This is a genomic window from Arthrobacter sp. 10T413_2 (assembly GCF_056394205.1).
Window position 1 is genome coordinate 84341 of record NZ_JBFTHK010000001.1, and the last position, 17299, is coordinate 101639.

Annotated in this window: 17 protein-coding genes; 11 read left to right on the forward strand and 6 right to left on the reverse strand. The window is 67.1% G+C overall.

Going from position 1 to position 17299, the window contains the following annotated elements:
- The first annotated feature begins 29 nt into the window (after positions 1–29).
- The 3 genes from gcvH to AC1DBQ_RS00410 all read left to right on the forward strand — a co-directional run bounded on the left by gcvH (position 30) and on the right by AC1DBQ_RS00410 (position 3313).
- On the forward strand, positions 30–413 hold the full coding sequence (gene gcvH, locus AC1DBQ_RS00400; protein ID WP_091251371.1) for a glycine cleavage system protein GcvH: 384 nt from the start codon (positions 30–32) through the stop codon (positions 411–413).
- Entirely contained in the window at positions 410–1756 is a 1347-nt protein-coding gene (gene glyA / locus AC1DBQ_RS00405; RefSeq protein WP_476926601.1) for a serine hydroxymethyltransferase, read from the forward strand. Before gcvH ends, glyA begins: the two co-directional genes overlap by 4 nt.
- A gap of 159 nt (positions 1757–1915) precedes the next feature.
- Positions 1916–3313, forward strand: coding sequence for an L-serine ammonia-lyase (locus AC1DBQ_RS00410; protein WP_476926602.1), 1398 nt, complete (start codon positions 1916–1918; stop codon positions 3311–3313).
- A gap of 40 nt (positions 3314–3353) precedes the next feature.
- Here the strand turns inward: AC1DBQ_RS00410 and AC1DBQ_RS00415 are convergent, their stop codons facing one another.
- Complete coding sequence (locus tag AC1DBQ_RS00415; protein ID WP_476926603.1) at positions 3354–3908, reverse strand: TspO/MBR family protein; 555 nt, start codon at positions 3906–3908, stop codon at positions 3354–3356.
- A gap of 114 nt (positions 3909–4022) precedes the next feature.
- Here AC1DBQ_RS00415 and AC1DBQ_RS00420 point away from each other — a divergent pair, with 114 nt between their 5' ends.
- On the forward strand, positions 4023–5096 hold the full coding sequence (locus AC1DBQ_RS00420; protein ID WP_476926604.1) for a lipid II:glycine glycyltransferase FemX: 1074 nt from the start codon (positions 4023–4025) through the stop codon (positions 5094–5096).
- 39 nt (positions 5097–5135) lie between these two features.
- A complete protein-coding gene (locus AC1DBQ_RS00425; protein ID WP_476926605.1) occupies positions 5136–6632 on the forward strand; it encodes a threonine/serine exporter family protein in 1497 nt (498 codons plus the stop codon).
- A gap of 36 nt (positions 6633–6668) precedes the next feature.
- On the opposite strand, the gene AC1DBQ_RS00430 is transcribed toward AC1DBQ_RS00425, so the two are convergent.
- Both AC1DBQ_RS00430 and AC1DBQ_RS00435 read right to left on the reverse strand, forming a co-directional pair.
- Positions 6669–7508, reverse strand: a complete 840-nt coding sequence (locus AC1DBQ_RS00430) for a siderophore-interacting protein (protein ID WP_476926606.1) — start codon at positions 7506–7508, stop codon at positions 6669–6671.
- 52 nt (positions 7509–7560) lie between these two features.
- Positions 7561–8343 carry a uracil-DNA glycosylase gene (locus AC1DBQ_RS00435; RefSeq protein ID WP_476926607.1) on the reverse strand — a complete coding sequence of 261 codons (783 nt, stop codon included), beginning with the start codon at positions 8341–8343 and terminating at the stop codon, positions 7561–7563.
- Between the two features lie 115 nt (positions 8344–8458).
- Here AC1DBQ_RS00435 and AC1DBQ_RS00440 point away from each other — a divergent pair, with 115 nt between their 5' ends.
- From AC1DBQ_RS00440 to AC1DBQ_RS00465, 6 genes are all read left to right on the forward strand, one after another.
- Entirely contained in the window at positions 8459–8800 is a 342-nt protein-coding gene (locus AC1DBQ_RS00440; protein ID WP_476926608.1) for a DUF3263 domain-containing protein, read from the forward strand.
- A 94-nt stretch (positions 8801–8894) separates the two neighbouring features.
- Positions 8895–9530, forward strand: a complete 636-nt coding sequence (locus AC1DBQ_RS00445; RefSeq protein WP_476926609.1) for a LytR C-terminal domain-containing protein — start codon at positions 8895–8897, stop codon at positions 9528–9530.
- Positions 9531–9689: 159 nt separating this feature from the next.
- Entirely contained in the window at positions 9690–9893 is a 204-nt protein-coding gene (locus AC1DBQ_RS00450) for a cold-shock protein (RefSeq protein ID WP_139184482.1), read from the forward strand.
- A 59-nt stretch (positions 9894–9952) separates the two neighbouring features.
- Complete coding sequence (locus tag AC1DBQ_RS00455; protein WP_476926647.1) at positions 9953–11215, forward strand: ABC transporter substrate-binding protein; 1263 nt, start codon at positions 9953–9955, stop codon at positions 11213–11215.
- Positions 11216–11510: 295 nt separating this feature from the next.
- Positions 11511–13148 (forward strand): chaperonin GroEL, encoded by a 1638-nt coding sequence (gene groL / locus AC1DBQ_RS00460; RefSeq protein WP_476926610.1) that lies wholly within the window; start codon positions 11511–11513, stop codon positions 13146–13148.
- 274 nt (positions 13149–13422) lie between these two features.
- The gene (locus tag AC1DBQ_RS00465) at positions 13423–14469 is read left to right on the forward strand and encodes an RNase H family protein (RefSeq protein WP_476926611.1); all 1047 of its coding nucleotides are present in this window, start codon (positions 13423–13425) and stop codon (positions 14467–14469) included.
- 35 nt (positions 14470–14504) lie between these two features.
- Here the strand turns inward: AC1DBQ_RS00465 and AC1DBQ_RS00470 are convergent, their stop codons facing one another.
- The 3 genes from AC1DBQ_RS00470 to AC1DBQ_RS00480 form a co-directional block, all read right to left on the reverse strand.
- The gene (locus AC1DBQ_RS00470; RefSeq protein ID WP_476926612.1) at positions 14505–14792 is read right to left on the reverse strand and encodes a WXG100 family type VII secretion target; all 288 of its coding nucleotides are present in this window, start codon (positions 14790–14792) and stop codon (positions 14505–14507) included.
- Positions 14793–15019: 227 nt separating this feature from the next.
- Entirely contained in the window at positions 15020–16486 is a 1467-nt protein-coding gene (locus AC1DBQ_RS00475) for a sensor histidine kinase (protein WP_476926613.1), read from the reverse strand.
- Between the two features lie 2 nt (positions 16487–16488).
- On the reverse strand, positions 16489–17199 hold the full coding sequence (locus AC1DBQ_RS00480) for a response regulator transcription factor (RefSeq protein WP_476926648.1): 711 nt from the start codon (positions 17197–17199) through the stop codon (positions 16489–16491).
- Positions 17200–17299: the final 100 nt, after the last annotated feature.

Sequence of the window (17299 nt, forward strand, 5' to 3'; positions counted from 1 at the left end):
ACGACTTTCACAACGTAAAGGAAAAACACATGGCAAAAGTTGCCCCTGAACTGCAGTACTCCGACGAGCACGAATGGGTTGCGCGTGAGGCCGGGAATGTCGTGTCCATCGGCATCTCCGCTGTCGCCACCGACGCCCTCGGCGACATCGTCTACGTCGACCTGCCCGAGGTCGGCTCCGCGGTKACCGCCGGAGAGACCTGCGGCGAGGTCGAATCGACCAAGTCCGTCTCGGACCTGTACGCCCCCGTCACGGGCGAGGTCACCGAAATCAACGCCGCCGTCGTCGAGGACCCCGCGCTGATCAACAGCGATCCGTACGGTGCCGGCTGGCTCTTCAAGGTGGCCGCCGACTCGGACGGTCCGCTGCTCTCCGCCCAGGAGTACGCCTCCAAGAACGGCGGCGAACTGTGAGCCCGGCCGCAGGCACAGCCACAGCCGCAGGCACCGAGACACTGGCGTTTGAGCAGGTCGTCTCGCCGAGCCTGGACGCGGACCTGTCCGCCCTGGACCCGGAGATCGCCGCGAAGATCGACGACGAGCTCACTCGMCAGCGCGAGGGCCTGGAGATGATCGCCTCGGAGAACCACACCGCCAGGGCCGTCATGCAGGCGCAGGGCTCGGTGTTGACCAACAAGTACGCCGAGGGCTACCCCGGCAAGCGCTACTACGGCGGCTGCGAGCACGTTGACGTGATCGAGCAGCTTGCGATCGACCGGGTCAAGGCCCTGTTCGGCGCCGAGTACGCCAACGTCCAGCCGCACTCCGGCGCCCAGGCCAACGCCTCTGTGATGCACGCCCTGATCCGTCCTGGCGACACCATCATGGGCCTGAACCTGGCGCACGGCGGGCACCTGACCCACGGCATGAAGATCAACTTCTCCGGCCGGCTCTACAACGTCATCCCGTACCAGGTCCGCGAGGATGACCACCGGATCGACATGGCCGAGGTCGAACGCCTGGCCCAGGAGCACAAGCCGCAGCTGATCGTTGCCGGCTGGTCCGCGTACGCCCGCCAGCTCGACTTCGCCGAGTTCCGCCGGATTGCCGACTCCGTGGGCGCCTACCTCATGGTGGACATGGCCCACTTCGCAGGCCTCGTGGCGGCCGGGCTGCACCCGAGCCCGGTCCCGCACGCCCACGTCACGACGTCCACCACGCACAAGACCCTCGCCGGTCCGCGCGGCGGCATCATCCTCAGCAACGACGCCGACATCGCGAAGAAGATCAACTCCGCGGTGTTCCCCGGCCAGCAGGGCGGGCCGTTGGAGCACGTGATCGCCGGCAAGGCCGTGGCTTTCAAGATCGCCGCGTCCCCGGAGTTCAAGGAACGCCAGGAACGTGTCCTGGCCGGTGCACGGATCCTCGCCGACCGCCTGGTCCAGCCGGACGTCACCGCCAAGGGGATCAACGTGATCTCCGGCGGCACCGATGTGCACCTGGTCCTCGTGGACCTGCGCAACTGCGAGCTCAACGGGCAGGAAGCCGAGGACCGCCTCGCGGCCATCGACATCACCGTCAACCGCAACGCCGTCCTGTTCGACCCGCGTCCGCCGATGGTCACCTCCGGCCTGCGGATCGGCACCCCKGCGCTGGCCACCCGCGGCTTCGGCGAAGCGGMCTTCACCGAGGTCGCCGACATCATCGCCGAGGCCCTGATCGCCGACGCGGGCGCGGACCTGTCCGGTCTGCGTACCCGGGTGGAGGCCCTCGCCGCCGCCCACCCGCTGTACCCCTCGGTTGATAACCTCGCCTAGGCGACGTATCACTGAAGTAGACACGACGCCGGGCGGGCCGCGGCCAGAAGCCGCCGCCCGGCGTCGTGCATCCGGCGGTACTGCCGCCCACCGGCGGCCGCGCCGCCTTCCGGCAAGACCCTCTGCCGGGCCACAGCAAGACCTAGTTAGGAACCGACAATGGCTGTTGGAGTCTTTGACCTCTTTTCCATCGGAATAGGKCCATCCAGCTCGCACACCGTGGGCCCCATGCGGGCCGCCGCCGTCTTCGCCGAAGAACTCAAGGCCTCCGGCGACCTGGACAAGGTGGCGTCGCTGCGCGTTGACCTCTACGGCTCGCTTGCCGCCACGGGCCACGGCCACGGCACGATGACCGCCATCCTGCTCGGGCTCGAGGGCTTCCACCCCGAGCTGATCCTCCCCGAAGAAGTGGAGGGCCGGCTCGCCACGATCGCGGAGACCGGCATCCTGCAACTGGCCGGAGCTATTCCCCTGCCGTACGGCGTGAAGGACATGGTCCTGCGGCCGCTCACCATCCTGCCCCGGCACACCAACGGGATGACGTTCACCGTCTCGGACGCCGACGGCGAGGTCCTGCACAGCGCCACGTTCTTCTCCGTGGGCGGCGGCTTCATCGTCCGCGAGGGCGAGGAGGAGGCGGCCCTGAAGGAACTCGACGAATCGAAGAAGGAACTTCCCCTCCCKTTCCGGACGGCAGCGGAACTGCTGGGCCGCTGCCAGTCCAAGGGCCTCTCGATCGGCGAGATCATGTTCGTCAATGAGCGCGCCTCACGCACCGAGGAGGAGATCCGCGAAGGGCTCCTGCACATCTACTCGGTGATGGAAGGCTGCGTCGAGGTCAGCCTCAAGCGCGTCGGGCTGCTGCCCGGCGGCCTCAAGGTCCGGCGTCGGGCCCCTGACTGGCACGAGCGCCTCATGAAGGAGGACAAGGACCGGGACCCGAAGTACTGGCAGGAATGGGTCAACTTGATCGCGCTGGCCGTGAACGAGGAAAACGCCTCGGGCGGCCGTGTGGTCACCGCCCCMACCAACGGCGCCGCGGGCATCATCCCGGCCGTGCTTTACTACGCGCTGCACTTCGCCCCCGGCATGGACAAGGCAACCCAGGCCGACCGCGACGACGTCGTGGTCAAGTTCCTGCTGACCGCGKCCGCCGTCGGGGTGCTGTACAAGGAACAGGCCTCGATCTCCGGCGCGGAGGTCGGCTGTCAGGGCGAGGTGGGCTCGGCGTCGTCGATGKCCGCCGCCGGCCTGGCCGAAGTCATGGGCGGCACGCCCCAGCAGGTGGAGAACGCCGCGGAAATCGCCATGGAGCACAACCTTGGCCTGACCTGCGATCCGATCGGAGGCCTCGTCCAGATCCCTTGCATCGAACGCAACGCGATCGCCGCGGCGAAGGCCATCAACGCCGCCAAGATGGCCCTGTGGGGCGACGGCTCGCACCGGGTCTCCCTCGACGAGGTCATCGTGACCATGCGCGAGACCGGCAAGGACATGAGCTCCAAGTACAAGGAAACCGCGATGGGCGRCCTCGCMGTGAACGTCGTGGAGTGCTAGCGGKCTAGCCGGCGCCCGCCGGGGCCAATTGCGGCGGGCGCTAGTTGTGCAGGGCCGCCCACAGATTCAGCGAGGACGCGAACACGATCCAGGACAGGTAGGGCAGCATCAGCAGCCCTGCCGTCCGGCTGATGGGCCCGAAGAGCACCACGGTCACGGCCACCGCGACGGCGAGTGCCACGATGATCCCGAACGCGATCCACAGCGCCGGCGTCCCGAGGACCGGGTACAGGGCAAAGAAGGCCGGGGTCCACAGCAGGTTCAGCACCAGCTGGACCCCGTAGGCGGTGAGCGCCGTCCTGGACMCATMGGCGTGTTTGCGCCAGACCAGCCACGCCGCGACGGCCATGGCAGTGTACAGGAGTGTCCAGACCGGGCCGRAGACCCAGTTGGGCGGGGACCATGGCGCCTTGTCCGCCGCGGCGTACCAGCCGTTGACGTGGTTGGCTGTGGCCAGGCCGCCCAAGGCCGCAACGAGCGCCGACGCGCCGAGGAACACGAACAGTGCGATCACCTGGGAGCCGCTTCCGGCGCCTCGTGAGCGTCCGCCGGGCGCCCCGGGACGGCCTTCCAGCGGTTGTTGCTGAGCCTGCATGAGACCAGCGTAACCGTCTTGTCCGGACCGGCGGCAGGGTCCGGACCGATAGACTTGGGGCTGCATGTCCGCATGCCGCCGACGCTCGTACCGCAATGATTGGATGCCGCACCCTTGCGTGAATTCACCGCCCGCTTTGCCTCCGCCGAAGAGATTGCCAACTGGGATGCCCACGTCACCGCGAACCCCAACGGCGGCAATCTCCTGCAATCCGAAGCATTCGCCGAGGTTAAGCAGCACTTTGGCTGGAAACCTCTGCACCTGGTGTACGAGACGKCCGACTATACGAGCTACAACCTGGTCCTAGAGAAGTCCTTCCCGCTGCTCGGAAAGCTGTGGTATCTGATCAAGGGTMCCGACGTGGCCTCTGTCGACGACATCCCCGGGATCACCGCCGCGAACGCGGACTTCGTGAAGCGGGCCAGGCTGGGCGTCTTCGCAATCAAAATCGAGCCGGACATCATCCTCTCCGATGACGCCGCCCGGGTCCTCGAAGGCGCCGGACTCGTCAAGACCCACAACCTGCAGCCGAACGACTCCACGGCGCTTCTTGACATTGCGCCGGAGGAAAACCAGCTGCTGCGCAACCTGCACTCCCGCGGCCGCAATGCCGTGCGCCGGGCCATCCGCGAGGGCGTGGAGGTCCACAACGTCGAACCCACGGATGAGAACTTCCGGGCCATGTATGCCCTGATGACCACCACGGTGGAGGCCAAATCCCAGGTCCGGGTCCGCGAGTATGAGTACTACCGCCAGTTCTGGACCAACTTCCTGAAGCGGGACCAGGGCAGGCTGCTCTTCGTGTACGAGAACGGCGTGCCCTCGGTGGGCGCGTTCGTGATCAACTACGGCCGCAAGGGCACGTACAAGGACGGCGGTTCGCTGCAGAAGCGGGGCCAGTACGGCGACTCGCACCTTGTGCAGTGGACGGCCATCAACCAGCTCAAGGACCTTGGCTGCACCGAGTACGACTTCTGCGGCACCCCTCCGAGCKACAAGCTCAAGGACACGTCGAACCCGTTCCACGGGCTGGGCCTTTTCAAGACGAGCTTCAGCAAGACCGTGACCKACTTCGTCGGCTGCTACGACCAAGTGCTGAGCCCGTTGAAGTACAAGGCCTGGATGACGGCGGGGGAGCGCGTGGCACGCCAGCTCTACACCCGGCGCACGGGCCAGCAGTTCTACTAGGCCATCGGCAAAACCGTCAAGGACAGTGAGGAGGCCGGGATGAACAAAGTACCCGACGGCCGCCGCAGGCCGCCCACGGACGGCCTGCCCCGGACCGAACCGATGTCGCCCATGCAGGTGCGTCAGAACGTCGCTGCCAAGCGGATGCTGCGCCGGCTGGTCCAGGGTGAAAACCCGCCGACGGCGCCGCTGAGCATCGTGGACCGGCTCGCCGGCAGCCCCTATGCCAACCCCATGATCCAGGTCGGCGGCGTGGACGCCTCGGCCCGCAAGACCATCGACTTCGCCCTCAAACTGGCGGAATCCATGTTCCGGTACGGGGCCGGCGCCCTCGAGGTCGAGACCAGCATCATTGCCATCACCGCCGCGCTCGGGTTGAAGAACATCGAAGTGGACATCACCAACCAGTCGGTGGCCATCAACTATGCCCCGAAGGACCAGACCCCCATCTCCTTGCTGCGCGTCGTGCGGTCCTGGACCAACAACTACGCGGGCCTCTCGCAGGTGCACCAGCTCGTGACGGACATCGTGGCCGGCGGCGTCGGCCGTGAGGAAGCCGTGCGCCGGCTCGAGGACATCACCCGCAGCGCCAAGCCGTTCCCGCGGTGGATGGTCACGGTGGCTTTCGGCGTGTTCTCCGCCGTCTTCGTCGGCGTCCTGGGCGGAGGGCTGGGCGCGTCCATGGTCGCGTTCATCTCCAACATGTTCGTGAGCCTGCTGGCCCGCCAGCTGGGCCGCTGGCGMACTCCGGACTTCTTCATAACGGCCTCGTGTTCGTTCCTGGTGACCATCATCGCCCTGCTGTTGTGGCGCTTCGGCAGCCCGGTGGGGGTACAGATTGCCCCGGCGATCGTGGTGGTCGGCGGCATCCTGCTGCTCCTGCCCACRGGACGTCTCGTATCCTCGGTGCAGGATGCGATCAACGGCTTCCCCGTTACGGCGGCGGGCCGGTTCCTCTCCACGATGCTGACCTTCGGGGCGCTGGTCGCCGGCATCGCCGTCGCCTTCGTCGTGGGCGACATGACCGGCATGGAACCGATCGACGTCACGGAAACATTCCCGCCCAGGTATGACTTGTGGGTCGTCGTCGTCCTGATCGCCATTGCGGTGCTGATGATCGGCATTACGGAACAGACCAGCGTGAAGCTGCTGCTGCCGACGGCGGCCGTGGGGGTGGTGGGCTATCTGGTCCTGATCGGGGGCGACGCCGTGGGCATCGGGTCCCGGTTCRCGCCGGCCCTCGCGGCTGTGGCGATCGGGTTGCTGGCCCGGGTGGTRGCCCTCCGGATGGGTGCTCCCCAGCTGGTCGTGGCCGTCCCCGCGGCCCTGATCCTGCTTCCCGGACTCACCATATTCCGGTCCATGTATGTATTGACCATCGAGGAATCCGAGATTCTCATCGGCGCCGGGGGGATGCTCAACGCCGGGGCGATCGTGCTCGGCGTCGCTGCGGGGATTGTGCTMGGTGACACCCTGGCACGGCCCCTGACGCGGAGCCTCGCCAGCAACGAGCGGCGCCGGGCCCGCCGCCGCTAGGCCGTCCGGCCAGCGGCGCCTTTGGACCTTGTGCCGTTAGACCTTGCCTATTGGCAGCTTCTTCTCCGCCTGGAAGTCGTCCTCCACGCGGCCCTTCGCCCAGTAGCCGGAGAGGGAAACCTGGGTCCGCTCCAGCCCGCGCTGCACGTAGAAAACGTTGCGCAGGCCCTTCATGTAGCCCCGCTCGCCGTGGGCAAAGACCTGGACTCGGCCCTCGGGCCACTCGGCGTCGCGCACGGCCGTGACCAGCAGTTCGCTCTCGCCGGCGGGGACGCCGCGGCGCAGGAGCCAGCGCAGTTCGACGCCGGCAGGCGCCGCGATTGCCTGGATGTCGGCGTCGCTGTCCACCTMGAGGATGGCGAGGCCGCGGGCGTCCTGGGGCAGGGACTCTACGGCGGCGCCGATGGCCGGGAGCGCCGATTCATCGCCGGCAAAGAGGTGCCAGTCCGCCGTCGGGTCCGGGTTGTAGCCGCCGCCCGGGCCCGTGAAAGTCAGGCGGTCGCCGGGTTTGGCCGCTGCCGCCCAAGGGCCGGCGAGGCCCTCGTCGCCGTGGATGACAAAGTCGATGGCGAGTTCCCGGGCCGCCGCGTCCACCCAACGGACCGTGTAGGTCCGGGTGAACGGCCACTGGCTGCGCGGCATGGATTCCCGGATGGCCCACAAGTCCAGGGGTTCCGGGTAGTCGATGCCCGGCTGCGGAAACACGATCTTGACGTACCGGTCCACATAGTCGTTGTTGGCATACCCTGCGAAGCCAGGGCCGCCGGCGATGATCCGGACCATGTGCGGGGAGAGCTGTTCCCGGCGCAGGACAGTCAGGTCAGTCTGGGGGCGCGAGTTCTTGTTGGCGGTGGTGGCGGCGGGGACGGAGGTCATGCAGCTAAGCCTAACCAAGAACCCCGGCCGGGAACCCCGGCGGGGAGGCCTGTTACGGCAACGGCGGCAGTTCCCAGTCGACGGTCCCGTCGCCTTGTTCCTGCAGCAGCGTGTTGGTCCGGCTGAATGGCCTGGAACCGAAGAAGCCCCGGGATGCCGAGAGCGGGCTGGGGTGGGCGCTGGCGATCACGGCGGCGGACCCCAGCAGCGGTCTGACGGACTCGGCATCCTTCCCCCACAGGATCACGACGAGGGGAGCCGTGCCCGTGCCGTCCGCGGACACGCGATGCGCGACAGCCCGGATGGCCGCCGCCGTGACGGCTTCCCAGCCCTTGTTCCGGTGCGAACCGGCCGCTCCGGCGCGCACGCTGAGGACCCGGTTGAGCAGCAGCACTCCCTGCTCCGCCCAGCGGCTAAGGTCCCCGTGGACGCGGGGCGGGAAGCCGAGATCGGCCTCCAGTTCCTTGTAGATGTTTGCGAGGCTGCGGGGGACCGGCCGGGTGCCACCATCGACGGCGAAGGACAGCCCGACGGCGTGCCCCGGCGTCGGGTAGGGGTCCTGTCCCACGATCAGGACCCGGACGCCGGCCAGCGGCTGCCGGAAAGCGCGCATGAGGTTGGACGGCGACGGGAGCACCTCATGCCCCGCCRCCGCGTCGCTGGCGAGGTAGTCCAGGACGTCCCGCAGCTGTGCCTCCACCGGCGCCAGCGCCTCCGCCCAGTCCGGGGCGACCAGCTCGCTCAGCGGCTGGAGTGCCAGCTCCGCAAAGCTGAGGTTGTCGGCGGCTGCGGGCTCCAGCTCGAACAAGGCATCGGAATCAAACACAGGTCCCATTCTCCCGCACGTCCGCCCGCGCCGCCCGTTCGTGGACCGCGCCCAAATGACAACCCTGTCGTTCGGCCGTAGCATGGGACTGACTTTTCACCGGATCCAGCCAAGGGAGTGTGTCGTGTCCGAAACAGCGCAAGAGCACGTGCTCGCGGGGGATTTTGACGGAATTTCCGACGCCGGGGACAGCCTGTGCGCGGTGGCGGACGAATCGCCGCTKAGTGCCCGTGACCAGCAGATGCTTGCCTTGGAGCGGCAGTGGTGGAAGTACGCCGGGGCCAAGGAACAGGCCATCCGCGAGCTGTTCGACCTTTCCGCCACGCACTATTACCAGATCCTCAACGCCCTCATCGATACCGAGGAGGCGCTGGCCCACGATCCCATGCTGGTCAAGAGATTGCGTAGACTACGTACATCACGCCAACGTGCCCGCACTGCCCGTCGTCTGGGAACAGATTCGTAAAGTAGCGCCACGCGCAGCCGGATTCGCAGGTCCTGTTGCGCCCGCTTCCGGCCTCGGGCACCCCGTATGAAATCAGCAAGGACGTCGTTTAGCCATGACCAAATACGCTCGGGATGAATTTGATCGGGTCCCGGAGACCTCTACCCGGCAGGGTGTCCACCGGACCGTCGCCGAATCGCGCCGCCGGAGCCTGGTGCCCATCCTGGCGGCGGGCTGCGTAGCGCTGGCCATCGGTCTGGTGGCCTTCCTGATCCTGCCCAAGCTCGGCTTTTCTGCGGGTCAGGCATCTGCCGTCTCTGCTGGCAGCAGCGCGTCCGCCAGCAGCAGCCCGTCTGCYACGAGCCCGGCGAGTCCCAGTCCCGAGGCGACCAGCACGGCCCCGGCCAGCCCCGAAGCTGCCACGACGGCGCCGGAAGCATCGCCCTCCGCAACACCGGGGGACACCGCCGCCGGCGTGGACAAGACGCAGCCGGTGACGATCTATAACGGGACMACCACCGCCGGCCTCGCCAGCAGGGTCGGCGGCACCGTCAGTTCCGCCGGCTGGGTCCTGGGCMAGACGGGCAACTGGCCCGGSGTTCCCCAGCAGGCGTCGGTGATTTTCTACAGCGGCGTGGACCAGAAGGGCAACGCCGAGGCTCTGGGAACACTCCTGGGCATCGACACCCTGGTGGAGTCCGCCGAGTTCAACACGCCCCTCGTCGTGGTGATCGGCCCCGGCTTCCAGTAACCCATTCCGGTTACGCCTCAATAACTATTCACCGGCGGGTCTGCCCGTCACCGGCATTACTGCGGGACGCTGTGGATACAGTGGCTGCGGATTTCTCTCCGCAGTCCGCGGCGCACATCGACGTGGGCCGCACGCAAGCTAGCTGAAAGTGTGGACACCATGGCACTGGGAACCGTCAAATGGTTCAACGCCGAAAAGGGCTACGGCTTTATCACTGTCGACGGGTCCGAGAACGACGTCTTCGTGCACTGGTCCGCGATCATCGGGGAAGGCTACCGCGCCCTGGATGAGGGGCAGCGGGTGGAGCTGGAAATCGGCGAGGGCGAAAAGGGCCCGCAGGCTGAAAGCGTTCGGCCCGCCTAGTGGCACTTCCCGCCCTCACGGACACCCCGCGGAACACCGCCCGGCGCCGCACAGGAACTTTGCCGTTGGGACGCGCCCTGGCAGCGGCAACGGTAGCGGCCCTGGCACTGACAGGCTGCCTGGGGCCGGCGGGCAGCGCCCGCGTGGCCAGCGCCGACGCCAGCGGCGACGGTACCCTGCGCATCGGCCTGATCCTGGACAACACGGGGCGGCAGAACTTCCTCAACGCCCCCCAGCTTGCGGCCGCACGGCTTGCCGTCAAGGACATCAATGCCGCCGGCGGCCACAAAGGCAAACCCGTGGAGCTGCTGCCGGAAACCATCAGCACGGACACCGCCGCCCAGGCCAAAGCGCTCGTGGCCGCCAAGGCCGACGTCGTGATCGGTCCCACCGATTCCAGCCGTGCCCCCGCCGCCATCGACGTGCTGTCCAACGCCAAGGTAGCGCTCATTTCGCCGGCCAACTCTGCCAGCGGGCTCAGCAACTACAAGAGCGGCGGCTACTACTTCCGCACCGCGGCGGCCGACGTCGCCCAGGCGTCCGTCCTGGCCAAGCTGGCCAAAGACGGCGGCGCCAAGACCCTGGCGGTCCTGCATGAGGAAGGTGACTACGGCAAGGACGTAGCTGCCGCAGTMGACAGTGCAGCCAAGCAGTCCGGCATGGACACCGTGGCGGACGCGGAGTTCAAACCGGGCCAGGCGCAACAAGCTGCTGCCGCCGCGAAAGCCGCGAATCCCGACGCCGTGGTCCTGGTCGCGCGCGATGGCGCCCAAGGTGCCATCGCCGAACTGAACAACKCCGGCCTTGCCGGGAAGAAACTCGTCCTCAGCGACGGAGCAGTGAACCAGTACGGCTCCGGGCTGGGCGCACGCGCCCTCGACGGCGCACGCGGGATCCTGCCCGGTGTCTTCCCCTCCGCGGCATTCCAGGCGGACCTCGTGGCGGTAGATCCCGGGCTGAAGGACATGACGTTCGCCGCCGAGACGTACGACGCCGTCATCCTGGCCGCCGTCGCTGCCGCCGCAGCAGAGGACGACGCCGGAACCTCCATCGCGGCGTCCCTCGTCCCCTTCTCCGGCGGCGCCGCCGCAGCAGACGGCCAGACCGCCAGCCCGGCCGCCAGCAAGGTGTGCACGAGCTACAAGGACTGTGAAGACGCGCTGCGGGCAGGCCAGCGTCCGGACTACGACGGCCAGTCCGGACGGATCAGCTTCGATTCACACGGGGACATCACTCAGGCGAACTACGTGGTCTACACCTACGGCGAGGACAACATGGCCAAGATGAGCGGCACGGAGACCGCCAGCAGCAACGGCGGCTGATCGCTCGTAGCGTATTGGGCCCGCGTGGCGGGCGGTTCGGGCAGGCCACTGCTTGCACTCTCCCCGGGGGAGTGCTAATTATTGAGTTAGCACTCMAGCGCACTGACTGCTAACACGACGCCCGGTCCGCCCGGCCGCGAAGTGAGGCGGCCGGTCCAGGAGCTAAAGAAACACCTTGCTGGGGTGAGATCCCGGACCCAGCGGCATACAGAGGCCGCCGGGTTGGGATCGTCCGTCGCGGGCACCGCAGCGAAGGTTCATTCTTAACGACTGTCCCGAAAGGACTACTGCCGTTATGGCCAAGATCATTGCATTTGATGAAGAGGCACGCCGCGGTCTTGAGCGGGGCCTGAACATCCTCGCCGACGCCGTCAAGGTCACCCTCGGCCCGCGGGGACGCAACGTCGTCCTCGAAAAGAAGTGGGGCGCCCCCACGATCACCAACGATGGTGTTTCCATCGCCAAGGAGATCGAGCTGGACGATCCTTACGAGAAGATCGGCGCCGAGCTGGTCAAGGAAGTTGCCAAGAAGACGGATGACGTCGCTGGCGACGGCACTACCACGGCCACCGTGCTCGCTCAGGCCCTGGTCAAGGAAGGCCTGCGCAACGTCGCGGCCGGCGCTGACCCGCTGTCCCTCAAGCGCGGCATCGAGAAGGCTGTTGAAGCCGTCACCCGCGAGCTCCTGGCCTCCGCCAAGGAAATCGAGACCAAGGAAGAGATCGCCGCCACCGCGTCCATCTCTGCTGGCGACAACGAGATCGGCGCCCTGATCGCCGAAGCCCTCGACAAGGTCGGCAAGGAAGGCGTCATCACGGTCGAGGAGTCGAACACGTTCGGCCTCGAGCTGGAGCTCACCGAAGGCATGCGCTTCGACAAGGGCTACATCTCCGCTTACTTCGTCACCGACGCCGAGCGCCAGGAAACGGTCCTTGAGGATCCCTACATCCTGATCGTCAACTCCAAGATCTCCAACGTCAAGGAACTCGTTGCAGTCCTCGAAAAGGTCATGCAGTCCAACAAGCCGCTGCTGATMATTGCCGAAGACATCGAGGGCGAGGCCCTGGCCACCCTGATCGTCAACAAGATCCGCGGCACCTTCAAGTCCGTTGCCGTCAAGGCTCCGGGCTTCGGCGACCGCCGCAAGGCGCAGMTGGCCGACATCGCCATCCTCACCGGTGGCCAGGTCATCTCCGAGGAAGTCGGCCTCAAGCTTGAGACCGCCGGACTCGAACTCCTCGGCAAGGCCCGCAAGGTTGTTGTCACCAAGGACGAGACCACCATCGTTGAGGGTGCAGGCGACGCCGACCAGATCGCCGGCCGCGTGTCCCAGATCCGCGCCGAGATCGAGAACTCGGATTCCGACTACGACCGCGAGAAGCTGCAGGAGCGCCTGGCCAAGCTGGCCGGCGGCGTTGCAGTCATCAAGGCCGGTGCCGCAACCGAGGTCGAGCTCAAGGAACGCAAGCACCGCATTGAGGACGCTGTCCGCAACGCCAAGGCTGCTGTTGAAGAGGGCATCGTCGCCGGCGGTGGCGTTGCCCTGATMCAGGCCGGTGCCAAGGCATTCGCGAACCTGCAGCTCTCCGGTGACGAAGCAACCGGTGCGAACATMGTCCGCGTTGCCATCGACGCCCCGCTGAAGCAGATCGCCTTCAATGCCGGCCTTGAGCCCGGCGTCGTGGTGGACAAGGTCCGCGGCCTGCCCGCAGGCCACGGCCTCAACGCAGCCACGGGCGAGTACGTCGACCTGCTGGCCGCCGGCATCAACGACCCGGTCAAGGTAACGCGCTCTGCCGTGCAGAACGCGGCTTCCATCGCCGGTCTGTTCCTCACCACCGAGGCCGTTGTGGCCGACAAGCCGGAGAAGAACTCCCCGGCTATGGGCGGCGGCGACGACATGGGCGGCATGGGCGGCATGGGCGGTTTCTAACCACCCGGCTTCCAGYCACCTGAACTAATCGTTMAACGAYGGCGGTCCCACCTTCGGGTGGGGCCGCCGTCGTCGGTTAAGCACATCCCCGCCCGGACACCCTCCCTCACGAAACGCACTGATCCAGCGGACGCTGCCTTAGGTAGCACGGTGATCACGCGGCTGCTCTGCTGAGAACGGGCGGTGAGGGAGCGTTGGGTGGATTGGTCGGTGGTTTGGTGCCGGATGTGAGGGGGCGTCGGTGAACGTCGGCGGGGTCTGGCAGGATAGATCAGTGACGATTACAGCAGCGGCCGACGGTTCGGCCTTAGGAAATCCCGGCCCGGCCGGCTGGGCCTGGTACGTGAATGACGACTGCTGGCGTGCCGGCGGATGGCCCCACGGCACCAACAACCAGGGCGAGTTGATGGCGGTGCTGGACCTGTTCCGGGCCACGGCTCATGTGCCCGCCGAAGACCTGCTCATTCTCTGCGACAGCCAGTACGTCATCAACGCCGTGACCAAGTGGATGCCCGGCTGGAAGCGCAAGGGCTGGCGCAAGGCGGACGGCAAGCCGGTGCTGAACGTCGACCTCCTCAAGGACATCGACCAGGCCCTCGTAGGACGCAAGTACACCTTCGAATGGGTGCGGGGCCATGCAGGCCACGAGCTCAACGAAGCGGCAGACGACCGCGCCCGGGCAGCTGCCACGGCGTACCAGCAAGGCGTGGCCGTCCGGCAGGGTCCCGGATTCGGGACAGCGGCAGTGGGGGCGCCACCGGCAGCCCCGGCGGGCTCCACGTCGCCGCAGGCGGCCCATCAGGCAGCGCGGGCAACCGCGGCCCCGGTGTCACAGGTGGCGGCCCCGCAGCAGGCCATGCGGCCGACCCAGTCCACGGCACCCTCCGGCCAACAGGAGCTCTTCGGCGCACCAGGCGCCTTCGAAGAGCCGGACCTCTTCAGCGAACTCGAAGAAGAACCGGCCACAGCCGTGGCGGAGACCAGCCCCGAAGCAGTGGTCGAGTCGCTCGAGCGGGAACTGCTCCTACCGGAAACCCGGGCGGACTTGGGCCGCACAGCAGTCCTGCTCCACCCCGACTTCACCGAAATCGGCAGCTCCGGACGCATCTGGACCCGCGACGCCATGATGATGGCCCTGGAGGACAACCCCGGCGGACCCTCCGAACTGGAGCTGCTGGGCGCGGACCGGCTGGGAGAGAAGACAGTGCTCCTGACTTACCGCAGCCACACGCGCGAGGGATCAGCCCTGCGCAGCTCCCTGTGGGTCCTTGACGGGGCACAGTGGCGGCTGCGCTTCCACCAGGGCACGCCCGAGGCCTGACGCGCCCCGGGAAGGCCTGGCCAGGACCCGGAGGCTCAGGTGAAGCGCTGCACGTTCCCCAGCTCTGCCTGGTCATAAGTGGCGGCTGCCGAATTCAGTGCAAGGTTGATGGACGCCAGGGAGGCTTCGACCCTGCCTTGGGTCAGCGCCCACTCGGCGACCAGGTTCTGGAAGTTCGTCGCCGCGGTGCCGCGCCAGCTGCCCTGGAGTTCGTCCAGCCCGTGTTTCATGGCGTGGACGTCCGCGCTGATCCGCTCCACAGTGGCCTTCACGTTGGCGGATTTCAGCTGGAGGAGTTCGGTATCGACGGAAATGATGCTCATGGCCATGCCCTCTCGAATGTTCGAAGGAGGCAGCAGGGACCCGGCAACCTGCGGACCAGGGCCAAGAGCCAGCCGTTTCGTGACTTCTTTCTGGACAGCCTTGCTGGACGGCCTTTGCCGGACAGTTATTGCTGGAGAAGCTTGCGGGAACTGTCTGCCTCATCCGGATCTTCCGGACACCTCGAGCGTAGGCAGGCAGCGCACCGGGCGGACACCGCCGGCGGCTCCTATGTGGACAACTCCGGCGCGGGCAATGCCGTGGCGTCCTCGTCCAGGAACGGGATGCTGACCGCCAGCGTGGCGCCGCCGCCGTCGGTCTTTTCGACCCGCACGGACCCCGCATGCGCGCCGATGATGGCGGCCACGATGGCCAGGCCGAGTCCGCTGCCGCCGGTTTCCCGGGTCCGCGACGTATCCGCCCGGTAGAAGCGCTCGAAGATCCGGGCCGCCTCCTCATCCGGGACGCCCGGTCCGTGGTCTCGGACCTCGATTACGGAGTGCCGTGCGCCGTCCGGCGCGGTCCGGACCCCGACGCCAATCTCGATGGGGCTGCCCTCCGGCGTATACCGCAGGGCATTGCCGACCAGGTTGCTCACCACCTGCCGCAGCTTGGCTTCATCGCCCAGGACCGGGGCAGCAGCCGGGGCAGCTCCGTMGAGTCCGGTGAGGGTGATGGTGCGGCTGCGGTCGCTGGCTTGGGTGTCCACCACGGCATCGTTGGCCAGGAGCAGCAGATCCGCCGGTTTCTGCTGCAGCGGGCGCTGTTCGTCGATTCTCGCGAGCAGCAGAAGGTCCTCGACCATGGCCCCCATGCGCTTGGCTTCGCTCTCGATCCGTCCCATCGCGGTGGCCACGTCTTCCGGCGTGGACAGCGCGMCGTGCCGGTAGAGCTCGGAGAATCCCCGGATGGTCACCAGCGGGGTGCGCAGTTCGTGCGAGGCGTCGGCCGCGAAGCGCCGCATCTTGGCCTCGGATGCCATCCGGGCGGCGAACGCTGTTTCGATGTGCGCGAGCATGGCATTGAGCGAACTCCCGAGCCGGCCCACCTCAGTGCCCGGGTTTTCAACCTCCACACGCCGGGACAAGTCTCCGGCGGCGATGGCGGCGGCCGTCTTCTCCACCCGAGCCAGCGGGCGGAACGACCGCGAGACGGTCCACGTGGCAATGAAGAATGCCAGGACCAGCGTCAGCAGGCCCACCCCCACGACCACCAGGGCGGCGTGTTCCATCACGGAATCGACGGGGTCCAGGGGCAGGCCGATCACGACGACGGCGCTGCGCTGGTTGTTGTCCACCACGTTGACCGCCACGACCCGCCAGTTGCCGCCGTCGGTGCCGCGCACCTGGAAGGGCACCTGCTGGMGTTCCCGGGCCTCGACCGTGGAGAAAGTCTTGATGGCGGGGTGGGAGTCCTTGTCGCCGCCAAACGTGTAAGGCGGGGCGCCCGGGCTGAAGAGCATCAGCGAATAGTCGGTGGGAACGGTGKAGCTGGTTTCCTGCAACTGGCTGAAGGACTGCTGCTGGCGCGCGGAATCGACGGCGGCCCGGAGCTTGTCATCCACCTGGCCCTGCAGGAAGCTGTGCAGCAGGGTCAGCGTGCCCGCACCCGTGGCCGTAAGGGCCACGAGCATGAGCGCCATCATGATGGCCACGAGCTGCGACCGCAGCGACGCCGACTTCCARCGGTACAGCAAGGTCAGCGCTTCTCCGCTGTCCGCAGGACGTAGCCGACGCCKCGCTTGGTCTGGATCAGTGCCGGGGCCTCGGGATCGATGTCCACTTTGCGGCGCAGGTAGGAGATGTAGGACTCCACGATGGAGGCATCGCCGTTGAAGTCGTACTCCCAGACGTGGTCCAGGATCTGGGCCTTGGACAGGACCCGGTTCGGGTTGAGCATGAGGTAGCGCAGGAGCTTGAACTCGGTGGGGGACAGTTCGATTACGGTCCCGCCGCGGCGGACCTCGTGGGCGTCGTCGTCGAGCTGGAGGTCATCGACCCGGATCACGGCGTCGTCGTCGACCTGGGGCTGCGTGCGCCAGAGCACGGCGCGGATGCGGGCCACCACCTCGTCGAGGCTGAACGGCTTGGTGACGTAGTCGTCGCCGCCCACAGTCAGGCCGGTGACTTTGTCTTCGGTGTCGTCCTTGGCCGTGAGGAACAGGACGGGGAAGTGCTTACCGGCGGCGCGCAGGCGCCGGGTGACGGTGAAGCCGTCCATGTCCGGCAGCATGACGTCCAGGACTGCCAGATCGGGGGCGTGCTCCTCCGCGGCGGCCAGTGCCTCGCGYCCGCTGCCGGCTGAGACAACTTCAAAACCTGCAAAACGCAGGGACGTTGACAGCAGCTCGCGGATGTTGGGTTCATCATCGACGACGAGCAGCTTGGCTTCGGGTCCGTTCTTCTTMATGCTCCCATGATGCTCCCAGACTCTGGGAGTTTTCTGAATGAAAGATGGGTGTTGCATGGGCTGTTCCGGCCCTCGGGGAACTGCCGGGGCCGCACCAAGC

Bases quoted from the DNA above. Each gene is read 5' to 3' on its own strand.
- AC1DBQ_RS00450 (WP_139184482.1), top strand. From the start codon at position 9,690: ATGGCACTGGGAACCGTCAAATGGTTCAACGCCGAAAAGGGCTACGGC.
- AC1DBQ_RS00470 (WP_476926612.1), bottom strand. From the start codon at position 14,792: ATGAGCATCATTTCCGTCGATACCGAACTCCTCCAGCTGAAATCCGCC.